Annotated in this window: 20 protein-coding genes and 1 tRNA gene; 13 read left to right on the top strand and 8 right to left on the bottom strand. The window is 70.2% G+C overall.

What is annotated here, in order from left to right; all coding sequences use genetic code 11:
* Positions 1–29: 29 nt before the first annotated feature.
* Entirely contained in the window at positions 30–833 is an 804-nt protein-coding gene (locus AB0K67_RS21780; protein ID WP_364062848.1) for an inositol monophosphatase, read from the bottom strand.
* A 159-nt stretch (positions 834–992) separates the two neighbouring features.
* On the opposite strand from AB0K67_RS21780, the gene AB0K67_RS21775 reads away from it, so the two are divergent.
* Positions 993–2360, top strand: a complete 1368-nt coding sequence (locus AB0K67_RS21775) for an MFS transporter (RefSeq protein WP_364062845.1) — start codon at positions 993–995, stop codon at positions 2358–2360.
* Here AB0K67_RS21775 and AB0K67_RS21770 read toward each other — a convergent pair.
* Positions 2329–2457: a hypothetical protein gene (locus AB0K67_RS21770; RefSeq protein ID WP_364062842.1), complete on the bottom strand. Its 129-nt coding sequence runs from the start codon at positions 2455–2457 to the stop codon at positions 2329–2331. The two genes, AB0K67_RS21775 and AB0K67_RS21770, sit on opposite strands and share 32 nt — an antisense overlap.
* A 7-nt stretch (positions 2458–2464) precedes the next feature.
* Here AB0K67_RS21770 and AB0K67_RS21765 point away from each other — a divergent pair, with 7 nt between their 5' ends.
* Together AB0K67_RS21765 and AB0K67_RS21760 are read left to right on the top strand one after the other, a co-directional pair.
* Positions 2465–2830, top strand: a complete 366-nt coding sequence (locus AB0K67_RS21765) for a hypothetical protein (protein WP_364062839.1) — start codon at positions 2465–2467, stop codon at positions 2828–2830.
* A 146-nt stretch (positions 2831–2976) separates the two neighbouring features.
* A complete protein-coding gene (locus AB0K67_RS21760) occupies positions 2977–3495 on the top strand; it encodes a GNAT family N-acetyltransferase (RefSeq protein ID WP_364062836.1) in 519 nt (172 codons plus the stop codon).
* Positions 3496–3704: 209 nt separating this feature from the next.
* Here AB0K67_RS21760 and AB0K67_RS21755 read toward each other — a convergent pair whose 3' ends face one another.
* Positions 3705–4085: a VOC family protein gene (locus AB0K67_RS21755; protein ID WP_364062833.1), complete on the bottom strand. Its 381-nt coding sequence runs from the start codon at positions 4083–4085 to the stop codon at positions 3705–3707.
* Positions 4086–5191: 1106 nt separating this feature from the next.
* Between AB0K67_RS21755 and AB0K67_RS21750 the strand changes: the two genes are divergently transcribed.
* Positions 5192–5401: a hypothetical protein gene (locus tag AB0K67_RS21750; protein ID WP_364062830.1), complete on the top strand. Its 210-nt coding sequence runs from the start codon at positions 5192–5194 to the stop codon at positions 5399–5401.
* A gap of 106 nt (positions 5402–5507) precedes the next feature.
* On the opposite strand, the gene AB0K67_RS21745 is transcribed toward AB0K67_RS21750, so the two are convergent.
* Positions 5508–5578, bottom strand: a tRNA-Gly gene (locus AB0K67_RS21745).
* 98 nt (positions 5579–5676) lie between these two features.
* On the opposite strand from AB0K67_RS21745, the gene dcd reads away from it, so the two are divergent.
* From dcd to AB0K67_RS21730, 3 genes are all read left to right on the top strand, one after another.
* Positions 5677–6252, top strand: coding sequence for a dCTP deaminase (gene dcd, locus AB0K67_RS21740; RefSeq protein ID WP_364062827.1), 576 nt, complete (start codon positions 5677–5679; stop codon positions 6250–6252).
* Positions 6253–6503: 251 nt separating this feature from the next.
* A complete protein-coding gene (locus AB0K67_RS21735) occupies positions 6504–7121 on the top strand; it encodes a DUF47 family protein (protein WP_043625094.1) in 618 nt (205 codons plus the stop codon).
* An 8-nt stretch (positions 7122–7129) separates the two neighbouring features.
* Positions 7130–8137, top strand: a complete 1008-nt coding sequence (locus AB0K67_RS21730) for an inorganic phosphate transporter (protein WP_364062824.1) — start codon at positions 7130–7132, stop codon at positions 8135–8137.
* Positions 8138–8159: 22 nt separating this feature from the next.
* Here the strand turns inward: AB0K67_RS21730 and mshD are convergent, their stop codons facing one another.
* Positions 8160–9053, bottom strand: a complete 894-nt coding sequence (gene mshD, locus AB0K67_RS21725; RefSeq protein ID WP_364062821.1) for a mycothiol synthase — start codon at positions 9051–9053, stop codon at positions 8160–8162.
* A 108-nt stretch (positions 9054–9161) separates the two neighbouring features.
* On the opposite strand from mshD, the gene AB0K67_RS21720 reads away from it, so the two are divergent.
* The gene (locus AB0K67_RS21720; RefSeq protein WP_364062818.1) at positions 9162–10949 is read left to right on the top strand and encodes a bifunctional metallophosphatase/5'-nucleotidase; all 1788 of its coding nucleotides are present in this window, start codon (positions 9162–9164) and stop codon (positions 10947–10949) included.
* A 49-nt stretch (positions 10950–10998) separates the two neighbouring features.
* On the opposite strand, the gene AB0K67_RS21715 is transcribed toward AB0K67_RS21720, so the two are convergent.
* Both AB0K67_RS21715 and AB0K67_RS21710 read right to left on the bottom strand, forming a co-directional pair.
* The gene (locus tag AB0K67_RS21715; protein ID WP_364062815.1) at positions 10999–12096 is read right to left on the bottom strand and encodes a HAMP domain-containing sensor histidine kinase; all 1098 of its coding nucleotides are present in this window, start codon (positions 12094–12096) and stop codon (positions 10999–11001) included.
* Positions 12097–12211: 115 nt separating this feature from the next.
* Positions 12212–13543 carry an MFS transporter gene (locus tag AB0K67_RS21710; RefSeq protein WP_364062812.1) on the bottom strand — a complete coding sequence of 444 codons (1332 nt, stop codon included), beginning with the start codon at positions 13541–13543 and terminating at the stop codon, positions 12212–12214.
* Positions 13544–13712: 169 nt separating this feature from the next.
* Between AB0K67_RS21710 and AB0K67_RS21705 the strand changes: the two genes are divergently transcribed.
* Both AB0K67_RS21705 and AB0K67_RS21700 read left to right on the top strand, forming a co-directional pair.
* Positions 13713–15128 carry a cytosine permease gene (locus AB0K67_RS21705; protein WP_364062809.1) on the top strand — a complete coding sequence of 472 codons (1416 nt, stop codon included), beginning with the start codon at positions 13713–13715 and terminating at the stop codon, positions 15126–15128.
* 21 nt (positions 15129–15149) lie between these two features.
* The gene (locus AB0K67_RS21700; RefSeq protein ID WP_364062806.1) at positions 15150–15635 is read left to right on the top strand and encodes a hypothetical protein; all 486 of its coding nucleotides are present in this window, start codon (positions 15150–15152) and stop codon (positions 15633–15635) included.
* A 53-nt stretch (positions 15636–15688) separates the two neighbouring features.
* On the opposite strand, the gene AB0K67_RS21695 is transcribed toward AB0K67_RS21700, so the two are convergent.
* Positions 15689–17491, bottom strand: coding sequence for an alkyl sulfatase dimerization domain-containing protein (locus AB0K67_RS21695; RefSeq protein ID WP_364062803.1), 1803 nt, complete (start codon positions 17489–17491; stop codon positions 15689–15691).
* A 96-nt stretch (positions 17492–17587) separates the two neighbouring features.
* Here AB0K67_RS21695 and AB0K67_RS21690 point away from each other — a divergent pair, with 96 nt between their 5' ends.
* The 3 genes from AB0K67_RS21690 (at position 17588) to AB0K67_RS21680 (ending at position 19924) form a co-directional block, all read left to right on the top strand.
* Positions 17588–18226, top strand: a complete 639-nt coding sequence (locus AB0K67_RS21690) for an HAD family phosphatase (RefSeq protein WP_364062800.1) — start codon at positions 17588–17590, stop codon at positions 18224–18226.
* Between the two features lie 175 nt (positions 18227–18401).
* A complete protein-coding gene (locus AB0K67_RS21685; RefSeq protein ID WP_364062797.1) occupies positions 18402–18908 on the top strand; it encodes a hypothetical protein in 507 nt (168 codons plus the stop codon).
* A gap of 74 nt (positions 18909–18982) precedes the next feature.
* A complete protein-coding gene (locus AB0K67_RS21680) occupies positions 18983–19924 on the top strand; it encodes a ribose-phosphate pyrophosphokinase (RefSeq protein WP_364062794.1) in 942 nt (313 codons plus the stop codon).
* The last annotated feature ends 44 nt before the right edge of the window (positions 19925–19968 follow it).

Below are 19968 nucleotides of genomic sequence, written 5' to 3'. Positions count from 1 at the left end.
TCCAGCCTGCTCGGTCACGGGGAACGGTCCTACGCCTCCGGGGCGTGGGCCGCGGCGATCAGCTCCATGAGGTCGGGGATGAGCTTGGGGCCCGCGGCGATGGTGGCCTGGGCGGTCATGGTGTGCGGGCTGCCGTCGAGGTCGATCACCGTCGCCCCTGCCTCCCGGGCGATGATGACGCCCGCCGCGGTGTCCCACGGGTTGTTGCTCAGCATGATCATGGCATCGACCCTGCCGTGCGCCACCCAGGTGAGGTCGATCGCGGCCGAGCCGAACATCCGTACCCGCTGGACACGAGCGGCGAGCTCTCGGGTCAGGGCGAGCCGCGGCCGGTTGCGCTCCTCGGCGTCCTCCCCCACGGCGTAGTCGCCGAACGCCACGATCGCATCCTGCAGCCCGCCGGCCTCGCTCACCCGGATCGCGGACCCGTTGGCGACCGCGCCGCCCCCTTCCGCCGCCGCGTACCGGAGGTCGAGGAACGGGAAGTCGATCACGCCGAGCGTGGGCACGTTCCGCTCGACCAGGCCCAGGGAGACGCCGCAGAGCGGGATGCCGTGCAGGAAGTTGGCCGTCCCGTCCACAGGGTCCAGCACCCACATCGGGCCGTCGCCCAGGCGCGTGCCGCCCTCCTCCTCACCGAGAAAGCCGATCTCGGGCGTCTCGCGGGTCAGGAACTCCCGTACGGCATGCTCGACGGCGTAGTCGACCTCCGTCGCCATGTCCCGGTCGCCCTTGGCCGTGACGGCGCCGGGCGCCTTCGTACGGACGATCTCACCGGCGATCGACACGGCGCGCTCAGCGATGGGGAGAAGGGTCTGGGCATCGATCGTCATACAGGCTCACTCCGCTTTGTGGTCAATGGTGGAGAACGTGCGGTGTTCTCCTTCGACGGCCACGGTAGGCGAAGCGGCATCGCGCGCCCGGTCCGGGGTGGCGGTTCCCAGGTCACGCTTCGACCTGGGCTGAAACGTCCCGGGTCGAAGATCGGGGACATGGCTCAGAGTCCCTCCAGGCTGCCGCTGACTCTGGCGCTGTGCAGCGGCTACTTCCTCGTCCTGCTCGACGTGACCGTCGTCAACGTCCCACTCCCCCAGATCGGCGTGGAGCTGCATGCGGGAAGCGGCGGGCTGGCGTGGACGGTGGACGCGTACGCGGTGCCCATGGCGGCGCTGCTGCTGGCCTCCGGGGCGATCGGTGACCTCGTCGGGCATCGCAGGGTCGTTCTGTTCGGTCTCGCCGGGTTCGGTGGGGCGTCCGTGCTGTGTGCTTCGGCGCCGGGCATCGGGGTGCTCGTGGCGGGCCGTGCGGTGCAGGGCGTTGCGGCGGCTCTCGTGCTGCCGGGCACGCTCGCGCTTCTCGTGGACAGCACCCCGGACGATGCCGCCCGCAACAGGCTCGTCGGGGCGTGGGCGGCGATCGGCGGGGCGGCGCTCCCGGCGGGTCCCGTCATCGGCGGGCTGCTGGTTCAGGTCGCCGGGTGGCGGGCGGTGTTCTGGCTGAGCGTTCCGGTCGTCGCGCTCGCGCTCGTCCCGGTCGTACGGCTGCCTCAAGCCCTGGCACGGCAGCGATCCGCGCGCGACGTGAACTGGGTAGGCGCGGCGCTGCTCGTGGCCGCGCTGGGCTGCTTCGTCACCGCGATCATCGAGGCTCCCGCCGTGCCGTGGGAGGCGGTGCTGTTCGGGGCGATCGCGGTCTGTGCGCTGCTCGGCTTCCTCGTGGTCGAACGCCGGGTGCCGCGGCCGCTGCTGCCGGTGCCGCGCGAGGCCCGGCGCCCGCTGGGGCTGGCGTGCCTGGTGGCCGGGCTCATGAACCTGTGCGCGCTCGGCGGATTGTTCGTGCTGACGCAGGTCTTCCAGACCGTGCACCGGCTGGATCCGCTGGCCGCGGGCATGCTGACGCTGCCCGCGATGCTGCCGCTTCCGCTTCTCGGAGCGCCGGCGGGGCGGCTCGCGACGCGCATCGGCGTGTGGCGTACGGCCGCCGTCGGCCTGCTCATCGCCGCCGCGGGAATGGCCGGGATCGCCGCCACCCTCACCACCGCCGGCCCCATCGTCGTGGCCCTCCTGCTCTGGGGCACCGGCATCGGCGTTCTCACCCCGGCGGTCGTCGCGGCGGCGCTGCGAGCCACCCCCGATGCGCCCGGCCTCGCCTCCGGCGCGAGCAACACCGCCCGGCAGACCGGCGGGGCGCTCGGCATCGCGGTGTTCGCCGCCGTCGCCGGGCCCGCGGCCGCGCCCGGCTTCATCGCGAACGCGACCGCGCTGTTCACCGGTGCGGCGGCGGCCTTCGTACTCACCGGCCTGCTCTGTCTCACCGGCGTACGAACCGTCACGCGAGATACGCCCTGGCCTGCAGGGTGAACAGCTCGTGGTAGAGACCGCCCGTGGCCAGCAGCTCTTCGTGGGTGCCGGCCTCGACGATGCCGCCGGAGGACATCACCACGATCAGATCCGCCATCCGTACGGTGGAGAAGCGATGCGAACGCGGCCGACTCCAGGTGGGTGATCCGCACCGGGCGGAGGAGAGCATCGGCGATACGCCCATGCGTCAGCGGTTCGAGATCGTAGACGATCCGCCGCGTCGTCAGCTCCGTGACCAGCGGCATGGCCCGGTCGAGGGCGAAGACGGCGATGAGCGCCCCGCACAGGACGAGGAACCCGCCGGACGACCCCTGCTCCACCGTCGGGGCGACCGCGCCGACCAGCTCACCGATCAGCAGCGTGAGCGCCAGACCGGCCGCGACCTGCGCGGCCACCGCGAGCAGCAGGAACGGCGTGGACCCGCTGTGGCGGAGCGCGTAGCGCAACAGCTGCGTCACGAGATCGCATGAGACCACGGACGGGTACCGTCCGCCCATCGAATAAAACCCAGCGCTTGACGCGCGCGGGCGCCGTTGGGCGATCATGGCACGTGCCTCGCGTCCTCTCGACACCGCCCGTCATTCCTCCCGGCACTCTGTCCCGCTCCCCGCAGCCCGTGCTGGCCGCATCCGGGGGCCTGCTGCTGCGCCCCTGGGAACGGACGGACGCGGCGGCGTTCCTGGCCGCGTACCAGGACGAGGAGATCAGGCGCTGGCACACACGCCGTCCATCGACCCTCGACCAGGTCCTGGAGTGGTTCGACACCTACCGCCAGGAGTGGCTGCGAGAGCAGGGCGGCTCCTGGGCGATCACCGGCGACGGCGGCGAGGTGCTCGGCCGGATCGCGCTGCGCGACATCGACTTCGACGACGGCGTGGCGGAGGTCTCGTACTGGGTGCTTCCTTCAGCCCGGGACGCCGGCGTTGCCACCCGCGCTCTCACAGCGCTGACCGCGTGGGCTCTCGGCGAGATCGGCTTCCACCGGCTGGAGCTGGAGCACTCGACGCGCAACACGGCATCCTGCAGGGTCGCCACGAAGTGCGGCTACCTTCTGGAGGGAACGAAGCGGAGCGCCGCCGTCCACGACGACGGCCGGCACGACCTGCACCTGCACGCCCGCGTCAAGCTCGAATGATGAGCGACCAGTATTTCCCCGTTCCGCAGGCCGCGTCGAGAACCTCACCCGTTCTGGTGCTCAAACGCTCTTCCACGCAGGCGCGGTGGGCAGGGTCGATGGCGGCGCCCCACTTGTCGTCGTAAACGGGCGAATGGAGCTCGTCGAATCGCCGCCGGCAGAAAGGCTCCGATGACACGCCCGCATGAACCGGCGAGAAAAACCCCGGCTCAGCGCATGAAAAGGCAGAACGGGTGTCCGGCGGGATCGAAGTAAACCCGCACATGTTCCTGGGGCTGGTGGCCCGCGAGCGTCGCCCCTGCCGCGACCGCATGCGCTCCGGCGGCGTCCAGATCGTCCACCTCGATGTCCAGGTGCATCATCATCTGCTGATCCCCGGGCCCGGCGGGCCAGGCCGGCCTGACATGATGCGGTTCGGTCTGGAACGACAGCCCGGCCCCTCCACCGGGCGGGCGCAGCATCACCCAGTCGGGCTCGTCGTGCGTCACCGTCCAGCCGAGCAGCCGCTGGTAGAAGGCCGCCAGCGCGCGGGCGTCCGGCGCACCCAGCACCGTCGCCGACAATGCCATCCGCGGTGATTCGTCGTCCACGCTCTCTCCCTGCACCGGACCGTACGGGAAGCAAGGCGTACCCGGCCCGGCCCCCGCACACCCTTGAACCTACCGAAATACGAGTGTGGACACAGCCGCAGTCATCATCCTCCTGGGACGACGACGGCGACCGCATGACACACATCGTCGAAATCCAGGACAACGGCCACGGCGGCGCTTTCTGGGACACCCGCTGCTGGTGAACGCTGCGGCGAGGCGCCGGAAAGTGGCACGGAACAACCACCGGGCACGGCAGGACCACGACCCGGCACCGCTGGCGGCCTACGCACCGCTCCCGAGGGGAGAACCTCCCGGCTTTTCCGCAGGCCCTTGACGGGTGACCTGCGATGGCAACCTCAGCGTTCCAGCAGGCCGTATCCGACTCCGCCTCGATGCGCTGCCTGCCGTTACCTGCTCCCGCTCAGAGAGCTTCCACTCATTCGCGTTCCCCGCCGCCACCGCGAGTTCCCGTCAGCCATGCCGTACGGAAAGCCGACAAGTTGATCACCGAGGCGATCGACGAGCGCCTCGTCGCGCGCGAACAGGCATGGTACGGCTACGAGAACGACCCGCCTGGCGTGCTCGTCCCCGCCAGTGATCACCAGCCTCTGATAGCAGGACGATCAGTCCGCCATCGTCCCGCCCGAAGAGACGCGGGCCGATCGATCTCTGCCGCCGGCTGCCCGAGAAGCACATCACGCCGTATCTCGCATGACCGGCGGTTCCGATCGCTGATGCTGCCGGCGACCGTCGCCAATCTGCGGTTGGGTGAGGTGACCGCCCTTCGCCGTAGTGACCTCGACCTGGACGCCGGGACCGTGCGTGTTCGGGCGGCTTACGTCGAACGCTCCACCGGGGGGTTGTTTCTCGGGCCGCCCCAGTCCAGGACCGGCGGCGGACCGTGGGCCTCCCGCAAACGATCGTCCCCACGCTGCGCGAGCACCTTGCTACTCACGTGCAGGACGATCCGGGGGCACTCCTGTTCCTGGCGCCAAGGGCGGCCCGCTGCGGCGCAGCGGCTTCAACACCCGTACGCGCTGGGTGGACGTGGTCAAGGAGATGGGCTTGCCCGGTCTCCATCTCATGATCTTCGCCACACAGGGAACATGATCGCGGCGGACTCGGGCGCGGGCCTCAAGGACCTCATGGCACGGATGGGGCACGACAACGTCCGGGCCGCGATGATCTATCAGCACGCCGTACGGGGAGCCGACAAGCTGATCACCGAGGCGATCGACAAGCGCCTAAAGGGCCACGAACGGGCACGGGACGGCGGCGAGAACGACCCGCCTGGCGTCCTCGTCCCCACCGGATGATCGCCAGCCCTAATGGCACGCTAATGGCACGCGGAGATCAACAAGCCCGGACAAGATGAAAGCCCAGGTGCCGGAGTCACCGGCCCACCTGGGCTTTCATGCTGAGAGCGGGTGACGGGAATCGAACCCGCGCTGTCAGCTTGGGAAGCTGATGTTCTGCCATTGAACTACACCCGCGTACGACCGAAGGTCGCGCCCCTACTCTAGCGGAAACTTGGGCCACAACAGCAATCCCCGAGCCCGGACTTCCATCCTGGACCGGTAAGTTGCTCACCGTGCTGCTATCTGACCGTGACATCCTGGCGGAGATCGAGGCCGGGCGGTTGTCGCTGGATCCGTTCGATCCGGAGATGCTACAGCCGTCGAGCATCGATGTCCGGCTTGACCGTTTCTTCCGGGTGTTCGAGAACCATCGCTATCCGCACATCGATCCTTCGGTCGAGCAGCCGGATCTGACGCGGATGGTGGAACCCAAGGGGGACGAGCCGTTCATCCTCCATCCCGGGGAGTTCGTGCTCGCCTCCACGTATGAGGTTGTCACGCTGCCGGACGACCTGGCGTCGCGGCTGGAGGGGAAGAGTTCGCTGGGCCGGCTGGGGTTGCTGACGCATTCGACGGCGGGGTTCATCGATCCGGGGTTCAGCGGGCATGTGACGCTGGAGCTGTCGAACGTGGCGACGTTGCCGATCAAGTTGTGGCCGGGCATGAAGATCGGGCAGTTGTGCGTGTTCCGGCTGAGCTCGCCGGCGGAGTATCCGTACGGATCGAGCAAGTACGGATCCCGCTACCAGGGCCAGCGGGGCCCGACCCCATCACGGTCATTCCAGAACTTTCACCGCACCAAGATCTGAACTTAGGTGAACAACAGATGAACATCTAAGGAACAGGTAGGTGAACGGGACGGGTCGAGCGGCCATCATGAAGGCGTTCTGAGCGGTTGCCACGCCGGTCCGAGCTGCACGAATGCCCCCACAACCAGCGGCTTCGCCGGTGTCGGCATACGAACAGCGGGTAGCCATTAGGCGAAGGGGACATGAAGTTCGCATTTCGCCTGGTAAGCCATACTCTTCCACGGACCATCCCCGCACATCTGGAGAACGACGTGCGCCTGCGTCTCACGCCACGTGAGGACAGCTACTACGACCTGTTCGCCGACTCGGCGAACAACCTGGTCACGGCATCCCGTCTGCTGGTGGAGATCATCAGCGATGGCTCGGACAGGGAGGCCCTGGCCGAGAAGATGCGCGCCTGCGAGCACGCCGGTGACGAACGCACCCACGCGATCATGAACCGGCTCAACGAGAGCTTCATCACTCCGTTCGACCGCGAGGACATCTACCGGCTGGCCTCGAACCTCGACGACGTGATGGACGCCATGGAAGCGGCCTCCGACCTCATCGTGCTGTACCAGCTCGACCACCTCCCCAAGGACGTCGTACGCCAGGTCGAGGTGCTGGAGCGGGCGGCCGAGCTGACGGCGGAGGCCATGCCGCGCCTGCGCTCGATGAAGAACCTCAACGAGTACTGGATCGAGGTCAACCGCCTGGAGAACCAGGGTGACCAGGTCTACCGGAGGTTGCTGGCCAAGCTGTTCAGCGGCGAGTACGACGCCCTGACCGTGATGAAGATGAAGGAGGTCGTCGACGCCTTGGAGGAGGCCGCCGACGCCTTCGAGCACGTGGCCAACACCGTCGAGTCGATCGCGGTCAAGGAAAGCTAGGCCCGGCAGTGGACCTTACGCTTGGCCTCGTCATCGGCGTGGTCGTCATCGCGTTGGCCTTCGACTACACCAACGGCTTCCACGACGCGGCTAACGCGATCGCGACCTCCGTCTCGACCCGGGCCCTGACCCCCAGGGCCGCGCTGTTCATGGCGGCGGCGATGAACTTCATCGGCGCCCACCTCGGCACTCAGGTGGCCCAGACCGTCGGCAAGGGCATCATCGACGCGCCCGACGGCTCACACGGCCTGGTCATCGTGACGGCCGCGCTGATAGGCGCGATCGTCTGGAACCTCATCACCTGGTATTTCGGCCTGCCGTCCTCCTCCAGTCACGCCCTCATCGGCGGTTTGGTGGGCTCGGCGCTGGCCTCCAGCAGCGTCGTGCACTGGGACGGCGTCGTCGAGAAGGTCGTCATCCCGATGGTGCTGTCGCCGGTGATCGGGTTCACCCTGGCCGCCGCGATCATGATCGCAATCTACTGGATCTTCCGCAACAGCCAGCCCGGGAAGACCAACCGGGGCTTCCGGTACGCGCAGACCGTCTCGGCCGCGGCGATGGCGCTGGGCCACGGCCTGCAGGACGCGCAGAAGACCATGGGCGTCATCTTCCTGGCGCTCACGGTCGGCGGGTTCGCCCAGCCGACGGATCCGATCCCGCAGTGGGTCATCCTCGCCGCCGCGGGGGCGATCTCGCTGGGCACGTACGCGGGCGGCTGGCGCATCATGCGGACGCTGGGACGGCGCATCATCGCGCTGGACCCGCCGCAGGGGTTCGCGGCGGAGTCGGCGGCGGCGACCGTCCTGTACGGGGCCGCCATCGGGTTCGGCGCGCCCATCTCCACCACCCACACCATCACTACGGCGATCATGGGCGTGGGCGCCACCAAGCGGCTCAGCGCCGTGCGGTGGGGCGTCGCGGGCAACATCGTGACCGCGTGGGTCCTCACCATCCCGGCCGCGGCCATCGTGGCGTCCCTGTCCTACCTCGTCCTCCACGCCGTCGTGGAAGGCTGATCCCCCGCAGCGCCCCCGTACGTCACTGCGGGGGCGCGTACATCACGTCCACGTCGTACCGGGTGAATCCCAGCCCCTGATACAGCCGGACAGCCGCCGTGTTGGCCTCGTCCACGTACAGCATCGCCTGGCCGATGCCGCGCGAGCGCAGGTGGTCGAGCCCGGCGAGGGTGAGCGCCTTGCCGAGACCGGTGCCCTGCTGTGAGGGGTCGACGCCGACGACGTAGACCTCCCCCAGCGCCTCGTCGGAGGCGCCGTGCACCTTCGTCCAGTGGAAGCCGACGACGCGGTCACCCCGTACGGCGAGGAAGAAGCCGGAAGGGTCGAACCAGGGCTCCTGCTCGCGCCGCAGCAGGTCGTCCATCGTCCACGCGCCCTGCTCGGGGTGGTGGGCGAAGGCGGCGGCGTTGACCTTGAGCCACGCCTCCTCGTCCTGCCCGGGGACGAACGTACGCAGGCTCACCCCTTCGGGCAGCCGGACGGCGGGCAGCGGCTCGGCCAGGGGGCGGCGCATCTGCCAGAGCGAGCGGACGCGTTCGAGCCCGAAGCGGGCGGCGAGCGCGGCCACCCCGGCATGGTCGCCGTGCGCCCACAGGCGGGGCCGGCCGCCGGCCGCGTCGATGACGGCGCGCAGCAGCCGGGCGCCGTGGCCCTCGCGGCGGTGTGCGGGGTGGACGACCAGCTCGGCGCTCGGGCCCTCGTCGCCGGGATCGACGTGGGCGTATCCGGCGAGCTCGTCGCCGGCGTAGAGCAGGAGGAGACTGGCCCCGGGTTCGCCGCCGTAGCGGAGCTGGAGCATGGCCTGCTCGTTGAGCGGGCGGACGCCGTCGGCCTCCGCCGCCGCCTCCACTACGCCGAGCACGTCGGTGATTTCCTGGTCAGAGAGCCGTTGCCGGTTTTCCACGCGCACGTTCACAGAACGAACTCTAGGCGTCCGACTGGCAAATAACGCCATCCGCCACCCCGGCAAATCGTTACCTTTGCGACATTGGTCGCATAGCCAACCGCCGTAACGTCTTGGGCCATGACGTCTGGTTCTCTCCTCCGGCTGGCACTCGCCGGAGCGCTCGCCTCGGGCGCGGTGCTCACCGCCGCGATCCCGGCGAACGCCGGCAAGGCGCCCAGGACGGTCCCCGTCCGCCTCCTGGCGCTGAACGACTTCCACGGCAACCTCGAACCCCCGTCCGGCTCCTCAGGGCGCATGGTGGACGAGCAGGGCAACACGGTCGAGGCCGGCGGCGCGGCCTACATCGCCACCCACATGAAGGCCCTGCGCGACAAGAACACGATCGCCGTCGCCCAGGGCGACCTCATCGGGGCGACGCCGCTGATCTCGGCGGCTTACCACGACGAGCCGTCGGTCGAGTTCATGGGCAAACTCGGGCTCAAGGTGGCCGCGGTCGGCAACCACGAGTTCGACGAGGGCTACCAGGAGCTGCGCCGCATCATGAAGGGCGGCTGCCACCCGGTGGACGGCTGCTCGCCCGCGGGCAAGTGGAAGGGCGCCTCGTACGACTACGTCGGCGCGAACGTGCTGTTCAAGAACCGGAACGAGAAGACCGACGCGCTGGCCGCGCTCGGCGGCGGGAACAGCCCCAAGATCAAGAAGCTGCTGTCCGACTGGGGCGTGCCCGCGCTGCCGCCGGTCAGCATCAAGATCATGAACGGCGTGCCGATCGGCTTCATCGGCCTCGTCACGCAGACCACCCCGAACATCGTCACCACCGAGGGCATCAAGGACCTCAAGTTCGTGGACGAGGTCAAGGCCGCGAACGTCGCCTCCAAGCTGCTCAAACTGGTCGGCGTGAAGGCCCAGGTCGTGCTGGTGCACGAGGGCGACCAGGTGGAGGCGGACCAGTCGCCGGACGCGTGCAGCGCGGTCCCCGGCGCGGGCAACCGCATCGCCACCCAGGTGGACCCCGAGATCGACATCGTGCTGAGCGGCCACTCCCACCAGGCGTACGTGTGCAAGGTGAAGGACCCGGCGGGCAGGGACCGGCTCTTCTCGCAGGGCGGCTCGTTCGGGCGGGTCATCACGCAGGTGGACATGAAGGTGGACGTGCGGACGCGCGACATCGACCGCGCCTCCGTCGTGGCCGACAACCACGTGGTGACGCGTACGGTGACGCCGGACCCGGAGATCTCGGCGTTCGTGCAGACGTGGAAGGACCGCGTGGCCCCGGTCGCGAACCGCGCGGTCGGCACGATCAGCGCCGACATCCCGAACACCGCCGCGCCGTCCGGTGAGACGCCGCTCGGCAACCTCATCGCCGACGCCCAGCTCGCCGCCACCAAGGAGGGCGGCAACGCGCAGATCGCGCTGATGAATCCGGGCGGTGTGCGGGCGCCGCTGTCGTACGCGAGCTCGGAGGCCGGCGAGGGCGACGGTGTGGTGACGTACGGCGAGGCGTTCACCGTGCAGCCGTTCAACAACCTCATGCAGGTCGTCACGCTGACCGGCGCCCAGCTCAAGACGATCCTTGAGCAGCAGTTCACCGGCGGGCCCAACAACCAGGCGTTCACCAAGATCCTGCAGCCGTCGTCGAACTTCACCTACACCTACAGCCAGAGCGCCCCGTGGGGCTCGAAGGTGTCGGACATGAAGATCGACGGCCAGCCGGTGACGGACACGCAGACGATCCGGGTCGCCGCGAACAACTTCCTCGTGGGCGGCGGCGACGCGTTCCTCGGCTTCACCGAGGGCACGGACCTGTGGAGCGGGCCGCTGGACATCGACGCCTTCGTCGACTACCTCGGCCAGAACAACCCGATCGCGCCTCCGGCCACCGACCGCATCACGGTGGTGCCCTAGCGGCGCTCAGCACGGGCCCGTCCGCAAATCGGCGCGGGCCCGCCTCACCTCAGCGCGGGCCCGCCTCGCGGGGCGGGCCCGCGTGCAGGGGCAGGACGGCGACGAGCCGCGCCCCTGGACGGTGGTCGGCGGCGGTCAGCGAGCCGCCGTGCGCCACGGCGATCTCCCTGGACAGCGGCAGGCCGAGCCCGCTGCCGCCGCTGTCCTTGGCCCGCGCGCTCTCCAGCCGGGTGAACCGCTCGAAGACCCGCTCCCTGTCCTGCGGCGGGATGCCGTCGCCGTCGTCGGTCACGGTCACCACCACCTCGTTCCCGCGTACGGCCACGGTCAGGTCGATGCGGGTGGCGGCGTGCCTGGTGGCGTTGTCGAGCAGGTTGGTCAGCAGGCGGTCGAGCTGCACCGGCGAGCCGAACACCGGGGCGGGGCCGTCGAGCCGCAGGTGCACGGGCACCCTGGCGCCCTCGCGGCGGCGTACCTGCTCCTCGGCGAGCCCGCACATGTCCACCACGCACCGCCGCGTGACCGCGCCCGCGTCGAGCTTGGCCAGCATGAGCAGCTCGTCGATGATGCAGGTCAGCCGGTCGGCGGCGGCCAGGGCACGGGCGGAGGTGACCGCCCAGTCGGTCTCGGCGGGGTAGCTGCAGGCCACCTCCAGGTGCGCGCGCAGCGCGGAGATGGGGCTGCGCAGCTCGTGGGAGGCGTCGGCGACGAAGCGGCGCTGGGTCTCGGCCGAGCGTTCGAGCCGGTCGAGCGTGCGGTTGGTGGTGATCGCCAGCCCGGCGATCTCATCAAGACCGTCCGGTACGGTCACCCGCCGGCTCAGGTCCTGCCCGGTGATCTCGGCCAGCTCGGCGCGGATGCGTTCGATCGGGCGCAGCGCGGACCTGGCGGCGCTCCAGGTGACCCACCCGGCGGCGGGCAGCACGAGCGGCAGGGCCAGGGCCGCCCACAGCAGCGCCCGGCGCTCGTCGGCAGGCGAGCCGGGAACGGCGGCGAGCGTCAGCATGGCCCCTGCGGCGAAGACGGCGGCCGCGACCAGCGTCGCCACCGTGGTCAGCCGCGCCCTGATCGAGCGCGGCAGCAGCCGCACCGAGAACGCGCCCATCCGGATCGAGCGCGGAACCAGCGGCACCAGCCGAACCGCCATCCCATCCCACCCCTCCACGTTCACTGTCAGTGACTTTACCCTCCGTTGACGTTAGCCCTAACCTGGCGTCTCATCTGCGTGGATGAGGAGATCCGGGCAGCGCCGACGAATACCGTCAGTGAGCGCGGTGGGTGCCGATCAGGTCGAGCAGCGCGGCGAGCAGCGCGATGCCGACCGACGACGCCACGACGATCAGGCCGTGGCGGAACGCGATGGCCCAGCCGTCGCCGAGCGAGCCGAAGAAGGTGGAGCCCGCCGCCGCGATGCCGATGGCCGAGCCGAGCCGCTGCCCGGTCTGCAGCACTCCCGCGGCGCTGCCGCCGCCCGCCACCGGCACCTCCGAGAGCGTGATGGCCTGGTTGGGTGAGATGGTCAGGCCGCTGCCCAGGCCGGCGAGCAGCAGCGGCAGCGCGGTCGCGAGGCCGGTGTGCCGCCCGGGGACGAGCGTGACGGCGACCATCGTGGCGAGCAGCCCGGCGAGCACCATGCACAGCCCGACGGCCACCACCCGCCGTCCCTTGTGGGAGACGAGGTAACCGCCGAGCACGGCGGCCGATGCCGAGCCCAGCGCGAACGGCGTGATCGCAAGGCCGGCCAGCAGCGGGCTGTAACCGTGTCCCGCCTGGAGGTAGAGGGTGAAGATGAAGAAGATGCCGGTGAACCCGGCGAAGTAGAACAGCGCGATGGCCGTGCCCAGCCGGTACGACCGCTTGCGGAAGAGCGACAGGTCCACCAGCGGCTCGCGGGGGTAGCGGCGTTCCCAGGCCACGAACGCGGCGAGCAGGGCCAGCGCGGTAACGACGAGCAGCCACGTGGTGGGCCCCTCCCACCGGTGCCGCTGGATGGCGGGCACCAGCAGCCCCGCGACGCCGAGCCCGAGCAGCAGCACGCCGACCGGGTCCATGCTCTCGCGCCGGCGACGGACGACCTCGGGGCGCGGCAGCACCCGCCAGGCCAGCGGCAGTAGCGCGATCCCGATCGGCACGTTGACCAGGAACACCCACCGCCAGCCCAGCTCGGGCCCGAAGGCCGTCACCAGCGCGCCGCCGATGAGCGGTCCCGCGGCCGTGGAGACGCCGATGGTGGCCCCGAGCGCGCCGAAGGCCCGGCCCCGTCCCGCGCCCTGGAACATCTGCTGGATCAGCCCGGACACCTGCGGGTTCAGCAGACCGGCCGCGAGGCCCTGGACGAGCCTCGCCACGATGAGCACGGGCATCTGCCAGGCGAGCCCGCAGCACGCGCTGGAGATCGTGAACAGCGCGACGCCCCACAGGAAGACCGTGCGGCGGCTCTTCGCGTCGCCGAGCCGTCCCGCCGGGATGAGGAGCAGGCCGAAGGTGAGCGCGTAGCCGGAGACCGTCCACTGCAGCGCGTCGTCACCGGCGTGCAGGGCCTGGCGAATCGACGGCAGCGCCACGTTGACGATGCTCACGTCGAGCCCCGTCATGAACGCGGAGGTCAGGCATACGGCAAGGGCGCGCCGTCGCACGTCGGAGCCGAACGCGCCGATCACCCCCTCCGCCGGACCGAGCTGAATGATTCCCCGAAGAATGGGAGATATCGCTCAACAGGATTTATCTTTGCCCATACCACCTCCCGACGAGTACCGTCCGATCATGAGCACGATGGCGGTCGAGCAGAACGGCATCAACGCCGTTCCCGAGAACGAGCGGCGCGGCCGGCCGCGCGACCTGTTCTGGCCCTGGGCGGGCTCGAACCTGTCGCTGTTCGGAGTGGCGTTCGGCGTCTACATCGTGGGGCTGCAGCTCGGCGTGGTGCCCGCGATCATTACCGGCGCGGTGGGGTACGTGCTGTCGTTCCTGCTGGTCGGGCTGGTCGCGGTGGGCGGGGCGCGCTCCGGCGTGCCGACGATGACGCTCGGGCGGGCGCCGTTCGGCTACCACGGCAACAAGCTGCCCACCCTGTTCTCCTACATCTCGAACGTCGGCTGGGAGATCGTGCTGGTCACGCTCTCCGCGCAGAGCGGCGCGGAGATCATCGGCCGCCTCGCGCCCGGCGTCTCCACCACGACCACCACCGCCGCCTGCTTCGCCGTCGCCGCCCTCGCGGTGATCGCGGTCGGCGTGTACGGCCACGCGATGATCATGGTGGTGCAACGCCACCTCACGTACGTGTTCGTCGTGCTCACCGTCGTCTACATGGTGCTCATGGCCCCCAACCTCGGCGTCTCGCTGGAGACCACGGCGGGCCCAGGCGGCTGGGCCGGCGGCGTCATCTTCGCCATGACGCTGCTCGGCCTCGGCTGGGTCAACTGCGGCGCCGACTACTCCCGCTACCTGCCCGCCACCTCGTCCGCGCGCGCGGTGACCCTGTGGACGACGCTCGGCGGCGCGCTGCCGCCGATGGTGCTGCTGGTGTTCGGCGTGCTACTGGCCGGCGGAGACCCGAAGCTGGCCGAGGAGGCGGGGGCCAACCCGGTGGCGGCGCTCGCGGCGGCGCTGCCGACCTGGTTCCTGCTGCCGTACCTGCTGACCGCGATCGGCGGCTTCCTGGCCGGCGCGATCATGGACATCTACTCGTCCGGGCTGTCGATGCTGGCGCTCGGCGTGCCCATCAGGCGGCACTGGGCGGTGCTCATCGACGGGCTGCTCATGGTGCTCGGCGGCTACTACCTGCTGTTCGTCTCCACCAGCTTCCTGGCCACCTTCCAGGCGTTCCTCGCCATCGTGGGCGTCGTGATGGCCTCGTGGGCGGCGATCTTCCTGGTCGACATGTGGCGGCTGCGCGGCGGCGGCCGTTCGTACGACGAGCGGCTGCTGCGGGCCGGCGCGCCCGCGCTCAACCGGGCGGGGCTGCTGTCGCTGATCGTCGCGTCCTTCGTGGGGATCGGGCTGATCACCTCGGCAGACCCGTACATCGCGAACGTCGTCGGGTTCCTCATGAGCGACGAGCTGGAGGGCGGCACGTTCGGCTCGGCGAACATCGGGGTCGTGATCGCGCTGGTGCTGGCCGGGATCCTGTACTTCGCGCTCTCCTCGGTGCCTCGTCTGCGCACTCACGTACGGAACTGAGCCAGGAGTTACGCTGAGTGCGTGAATGTTGACATTCCGTACCGTCTGCTGAGCTGGGCGGTGCACGCGACGGGGCTCGGCGTGCTGGCGGTCGCCGTGGCCGGCACCTGGCAGGAGGACCGGCCGGCGGTCGCGTCCGGAGGGGTGCTGCTCGGCCTGCTGTACGCCGTCGCGCCCGCGGCCCCCGGCCCCGGCAGGGCGGCGTGGCTGGGGCTGGTGACCGCGGGGTGGGCGGTGCTCGCCTGGGCGGCGCCCGCGTTCGTGTGGCTGGCGTTTCCGCTGCTGTTCGCGTACCTGCACGCGCTGCCGCTGTGGGCGGCCATGTTCGGCGTGTCGGTGCTGACCTCCGCGGCGATCCTGGCCGCCGCCTGGCACGCCGGCGAGCTGACGCTGCCACTGCTGGTCGGGCCGTGGGTGGCGGCGGCCTTTGTGACGCTGCTCGCGCTCGCCTGCAAGGCGCTCCGCGCCGAGCTGAGCGAGCGCGAGGCCGGGCTCGGCGAGCGTTAGGCCGATGGCTGGGCCGAACGGGCGTTAGGCCGATGGCGGGACCGGCCGCAACGTCAGGCCGTCACGATGGCGAAGTCCGGCACCGGATGGTCGAGCACGGCGACCAGCCGGCGCAGCGCGTTGATGTCGCCCTCACGCTCGACGCCCTCCACGCCCTTGCCCGACAGCAGGCCGATGAGCTGGGCGCGGGTCAGCCGCAGGGTCAGGTCGGCCGCGTCGTCGTCGCGCGGGTCGGGCTGCTGGACGAGCACGCCGTTCGACAGCGTCGTACGGTGCCGCAGCCCCAGGTCGGTCAGGTGCCAGTCGATGGTCAGCCGCTCGTTCCACGCGCGCGGACCGTCCACCCTGATGGCGATCGAGTCGAAGATCTGCTCCAAGGTGAGCGCGGCGAAGAAGTCGGGCGACGGCCGGTCCGGCCCGGCGGGGACGATGCCGTCGGCCAGCTCCAGCGCGCCCATGAGGTAGCAGTTGCGCCAGGTGGCGTTCTCCGCGCCGTGGCCGAGCCGCGTGTAGACCTCGGCGAGCAGGTCGCGGGCCTCCTTGTTGCCCTCGTCGGCGAAGACCGCGTGGTTGAGGAGCTGGGCGGCGAAGCGCAGGTCGTTCTCGTCGATGTAGCGGCGGGCGAAGGCGACCACGGCCGCGCCGCCGCCCAGGCACTCGACGTACCGGATCGCGCTCTCCTTCGGCGGGTGCTCCCACAGGTGGGCCGGGTTACCGTCGAACCAGCCGAGATAGCGCTGGTAGACGGCTTTGACGTTGTGGCTGACGCTGCCGTAGAAGCCGTGCGTGTGCCAGGACTGCTCCAGCTCGGGCGGCAGCTGCATGACCTCGGCGATCTCGGCCGCCGTCAGGCCCTTGTTCATCAGGCGCAGGGTCTGGTCGTGCAGGTAGGCGTACATGTCGCGCTGCTGGGCGAGGAAGCGCTCGATGCGCTCGCGGCCCCAGGTCGGCCAGTGGTGCGAGGCGAAGGCCACGTCGGTGTCGTCGAGGAAGAGCGCGATGGCCTCGGTGAGGTAGCGGGCCCAGGCGCGCGCGTCGCGGACGATCGCGCCGCGCAGCGGCAGGATGTTGTGCTGGTTGTGGGTGGAGTTCTCGGCCAGGCACAGCGCGCGGTGGCCGGGGAAGTGCACGTTCATCTCGGCGGGGGCCTCGGCGCCCGGCGTGAGCTGGAAGACCATTCGTACGCCGTCCACGACCTCCTCCTGGCCGGTACGCGTGATCTCCAGCGTCGGCGGGATGAGCGACATCGTGCCGGTCGAGACCGTCATGCCGAGGCCGGAGCCGATCTGACCCTCCGGGGAGCGGGGCAGGGCGGGGCCGTACATGTAGACGGCGCGGCGGGCCATGGCGGGGCCCGCGTAGACGTTCTCGGTGACCGCGTGCTCCATGAACCCCGCCGGGGCGAGGATCGGCACGCCGCCGCTCGTGACCCCGCGCACGCCGCCGAAGTGGTCCACGTGGGCGTGGGTGTAGACGACGCCGGTGACCGGGCGATCGCCCCGGTGGGCGCGGTACAGCTTGAGCGCGGCGGCGGCGCACTCGGTGGACAGCAACGGGTCGATGACGACGACGCCGCGCTCGCCCTCGGCCAGCGTCATGTTCGACAGGTCGAGACCGCGTACCTGGTAGATGCCTTCTGTGACCTCGTACAGGCCCTGGCGGGAGCAGAGTTCGCCCTGCCGCCACAGGCCGGGATGGGCGGTGCTCGGGCAGTCTCCCTGGAGGAAACCGTAGGAGTCGTTGTCCCACACGACGTCGCCGTCCACGGATTTGATGACGCCGGGGGTGAGTGCGGCGATGAAGCCCCGGTCGGCATCCTCGAAGTCACCACGGTCGTGAAATGGAAGGTCTGCCATGGAAAGCCGAATGCCCAATGAATCAGACATATAGCTCAATAGATGGACTAAAGAGGATGAACCTCCGGCAAGCCGGGATGTGATTGGCTGGTTCGCGTGGAAGCCTGTGTTTTCGATCTCGACGGTGTGCTGGTGGACTCCGAGCCGGTGTGGGAGGAGGTGCGGCGGGCGTACGTCGCAGGCCACGGCGGCACCTGGCAGTCCGACACGCAGACCAGGCTCATGGGCATGAGCACCGGCGAGTGGGCGGCCTACCTGCACGAGCTGGGCGTCCAGCAGACCCCCGACGAGATCGCGCGCGGCGTGATCGACGAGATGGCCGCCCGCTACCGCGACGGCGTGCCGCTCATGCCGAAGGCCGTCGAGACCGTCCGCCGCCTGTCGGAGACGGTCACGCTGGGCCTGGCCAGCTCGTCGCCGCGGCGGCTGATCGACGTCGTGCTCGACACTGCCGGGCTGAAGGAGTGCTTCGCGGCCACCGTCTCCACGGAGGAGGTCGAGCGGGGCAAGCCCGCCCCCGACGGCTACCTGGAGGCGGCGCGGCGGCTGGGCGCCGACCCGCGTGGCTGCGTGGCGGTCGAGGACTCCAGCAACGGGCTGCGCTCGGCGTACGCGGCCGGCATGCACGTGATCGCCGTCCCGCACCCCCGCTACCCGCCCGCCCCAGACGCGCTCGCCCTCGCCTGGCGCGTCCTCCCCTCCCTCGACGCCCTCACTCCCGAACTGCTGCGCTGACCCGTGCGTGGCTCGGCACCCTCACCCCCACTACTGCGCCGACCCACGCCTGCACCCGACACCCCACCCCCCAACTGCTACGCCGACCCATGCCTGCGCCCAACGCCCTCACCCCTCAACTGCTGCGGCGCTGACCCGTGCGCGCGCTCGACGCGGGGCGGATAGGGTGATCGGCATGGTCGTCCGGCTGATCGGGGCCAACCCCGGCCTCACCCTGTCCCTCGGCGGCGAGCGGGTCGCCTTCGCATCCGTGTGGCGGGTCGACTGGTCAGAGCGCGGCAAGGGGAACGCCCTGGTGCTGTGGCACCGCGGCACGACCAGGGTCGTCGCGGAGGACCTTGAGCTGGGTGCGTGGCTGGCGGGCGACTTCACCCGGCACTTCCCCGAGGTGCGCGGCCTGGCCTGGCCAGCGCCCGAGCTCACCGAGGCGCCCGTCGACATGGAGCTCGACCTGGACAAGGGGCTGCGGGCCACGGCCGCCGACGTGACGGTCGAGATCCCCGGGCCGCCCCGCGAGCGGCGGGCCGTACGCGTGCCGGAGTTCGACCTCGGCGGCCGTCCCCATCTGCTCACCAACGTGTTCATGCCGTGCGAGACCGGCACCGTGACCATCGGCGGCACGCCGGTCGCCGCCGACTCGGCCACCGCGTTCCTGGCCGACGCCGAGGTGTGGAGCGCCTGACCGGGGCCGACGGCTCGCCCCGCGCGGGGGCGGTGCCGGGGAATGTCACAGCCGGTGGCTACGATCTGTGAAACGTGCGAGACATCACGGTCTTCAGTGGCAGTGCTCACCCCGAGTTGGCCGAGGAGATATGCGCCCACCTGGGCACTCCGCTCCACCCGGTCCGGATCAACCGCTTCGCCAACGACGTCCTCGAAGTCCAGCTCCAGGCCAACTGCCGCGAGCGCGACGTGTTCCTCATCCAGCCGCTCGTCCCACCGGTGCAGGAGCACCTCGTGGAGCTGCTGCTCATGCTCGACGCCGCCCGTGGCGCCTCCGCCGCGCGGACGACCGTGGTGCTCCCTCACTATGCGTACGCACGCAGTGACAAGAAGGATGCGCCGCGCATCTCGATCGGCGCCCGCCTGGTCGCGGACCTGATGGTGGCCGCGGGCGCGAGCAGGGTGCTCGCGATGACCCTGCACTCGCCGCAGGTGCACGGTTTCTTCAGCGTGCCCGTCGACCACCTTCACGCGCTGCGCGAGCTGGCCGCGCACTTCCGCCGCTACGACCTGTCCGACACCGTCGTCGTCTCCCCCGACCTGGGCAACGCCAAGGAGGCCGCGCAGTTCGCGCGTCTGCTCGGCACCGGCGTCGCCATGGGCGCCAAGCAGCGCTTCCCCGACGACCGCGTGGTGATCAGCTCGGTGATCGGCGACGTGGCCGGCAAAGACGTGATCATTCTCGACGACGAGATCGCCAAGGGCAGCACGGTCATCGAGCTGCTCGACCGGCTGCGCGAGCAGAAGGTCAGATCCGTACGCGTGGCCTGCACCCACGGCCTGTTCGCCGACGGCGCGATCGAGCGGCTCAGCGCGCTGCCCGAGGTCGAGGAGATCGTCTGCACCAACACCGTGCCCCCGCCCGCCAAGGCCGGCGACAAGCTGACCGTCCTGTCGATCGCACCCGCACTGGCCGAAGCCATGCGCCGCATCCACGACGGCGAGTCGGTCAGCGCACTCTTCGGCACATCCTGATGACCTGCCCCGCCACCCTGCGCCCCTGGTGCGAGGCGATGACA

Source organism: Nonomuraea sp. NPDC052634 (assembly GCF_040678535.1).
Lineage (GTDB): Bacteria > Actinomycetota > Actinomycetes > Streptosporangiales > Streptosporangiaceae > Nonomuraea > Nonomuraea fastidiosa.
Note: the sequence above shows the minus strand (reverse complement) of the source record. Positions and strands in the feature narration are given on the sequence as shown.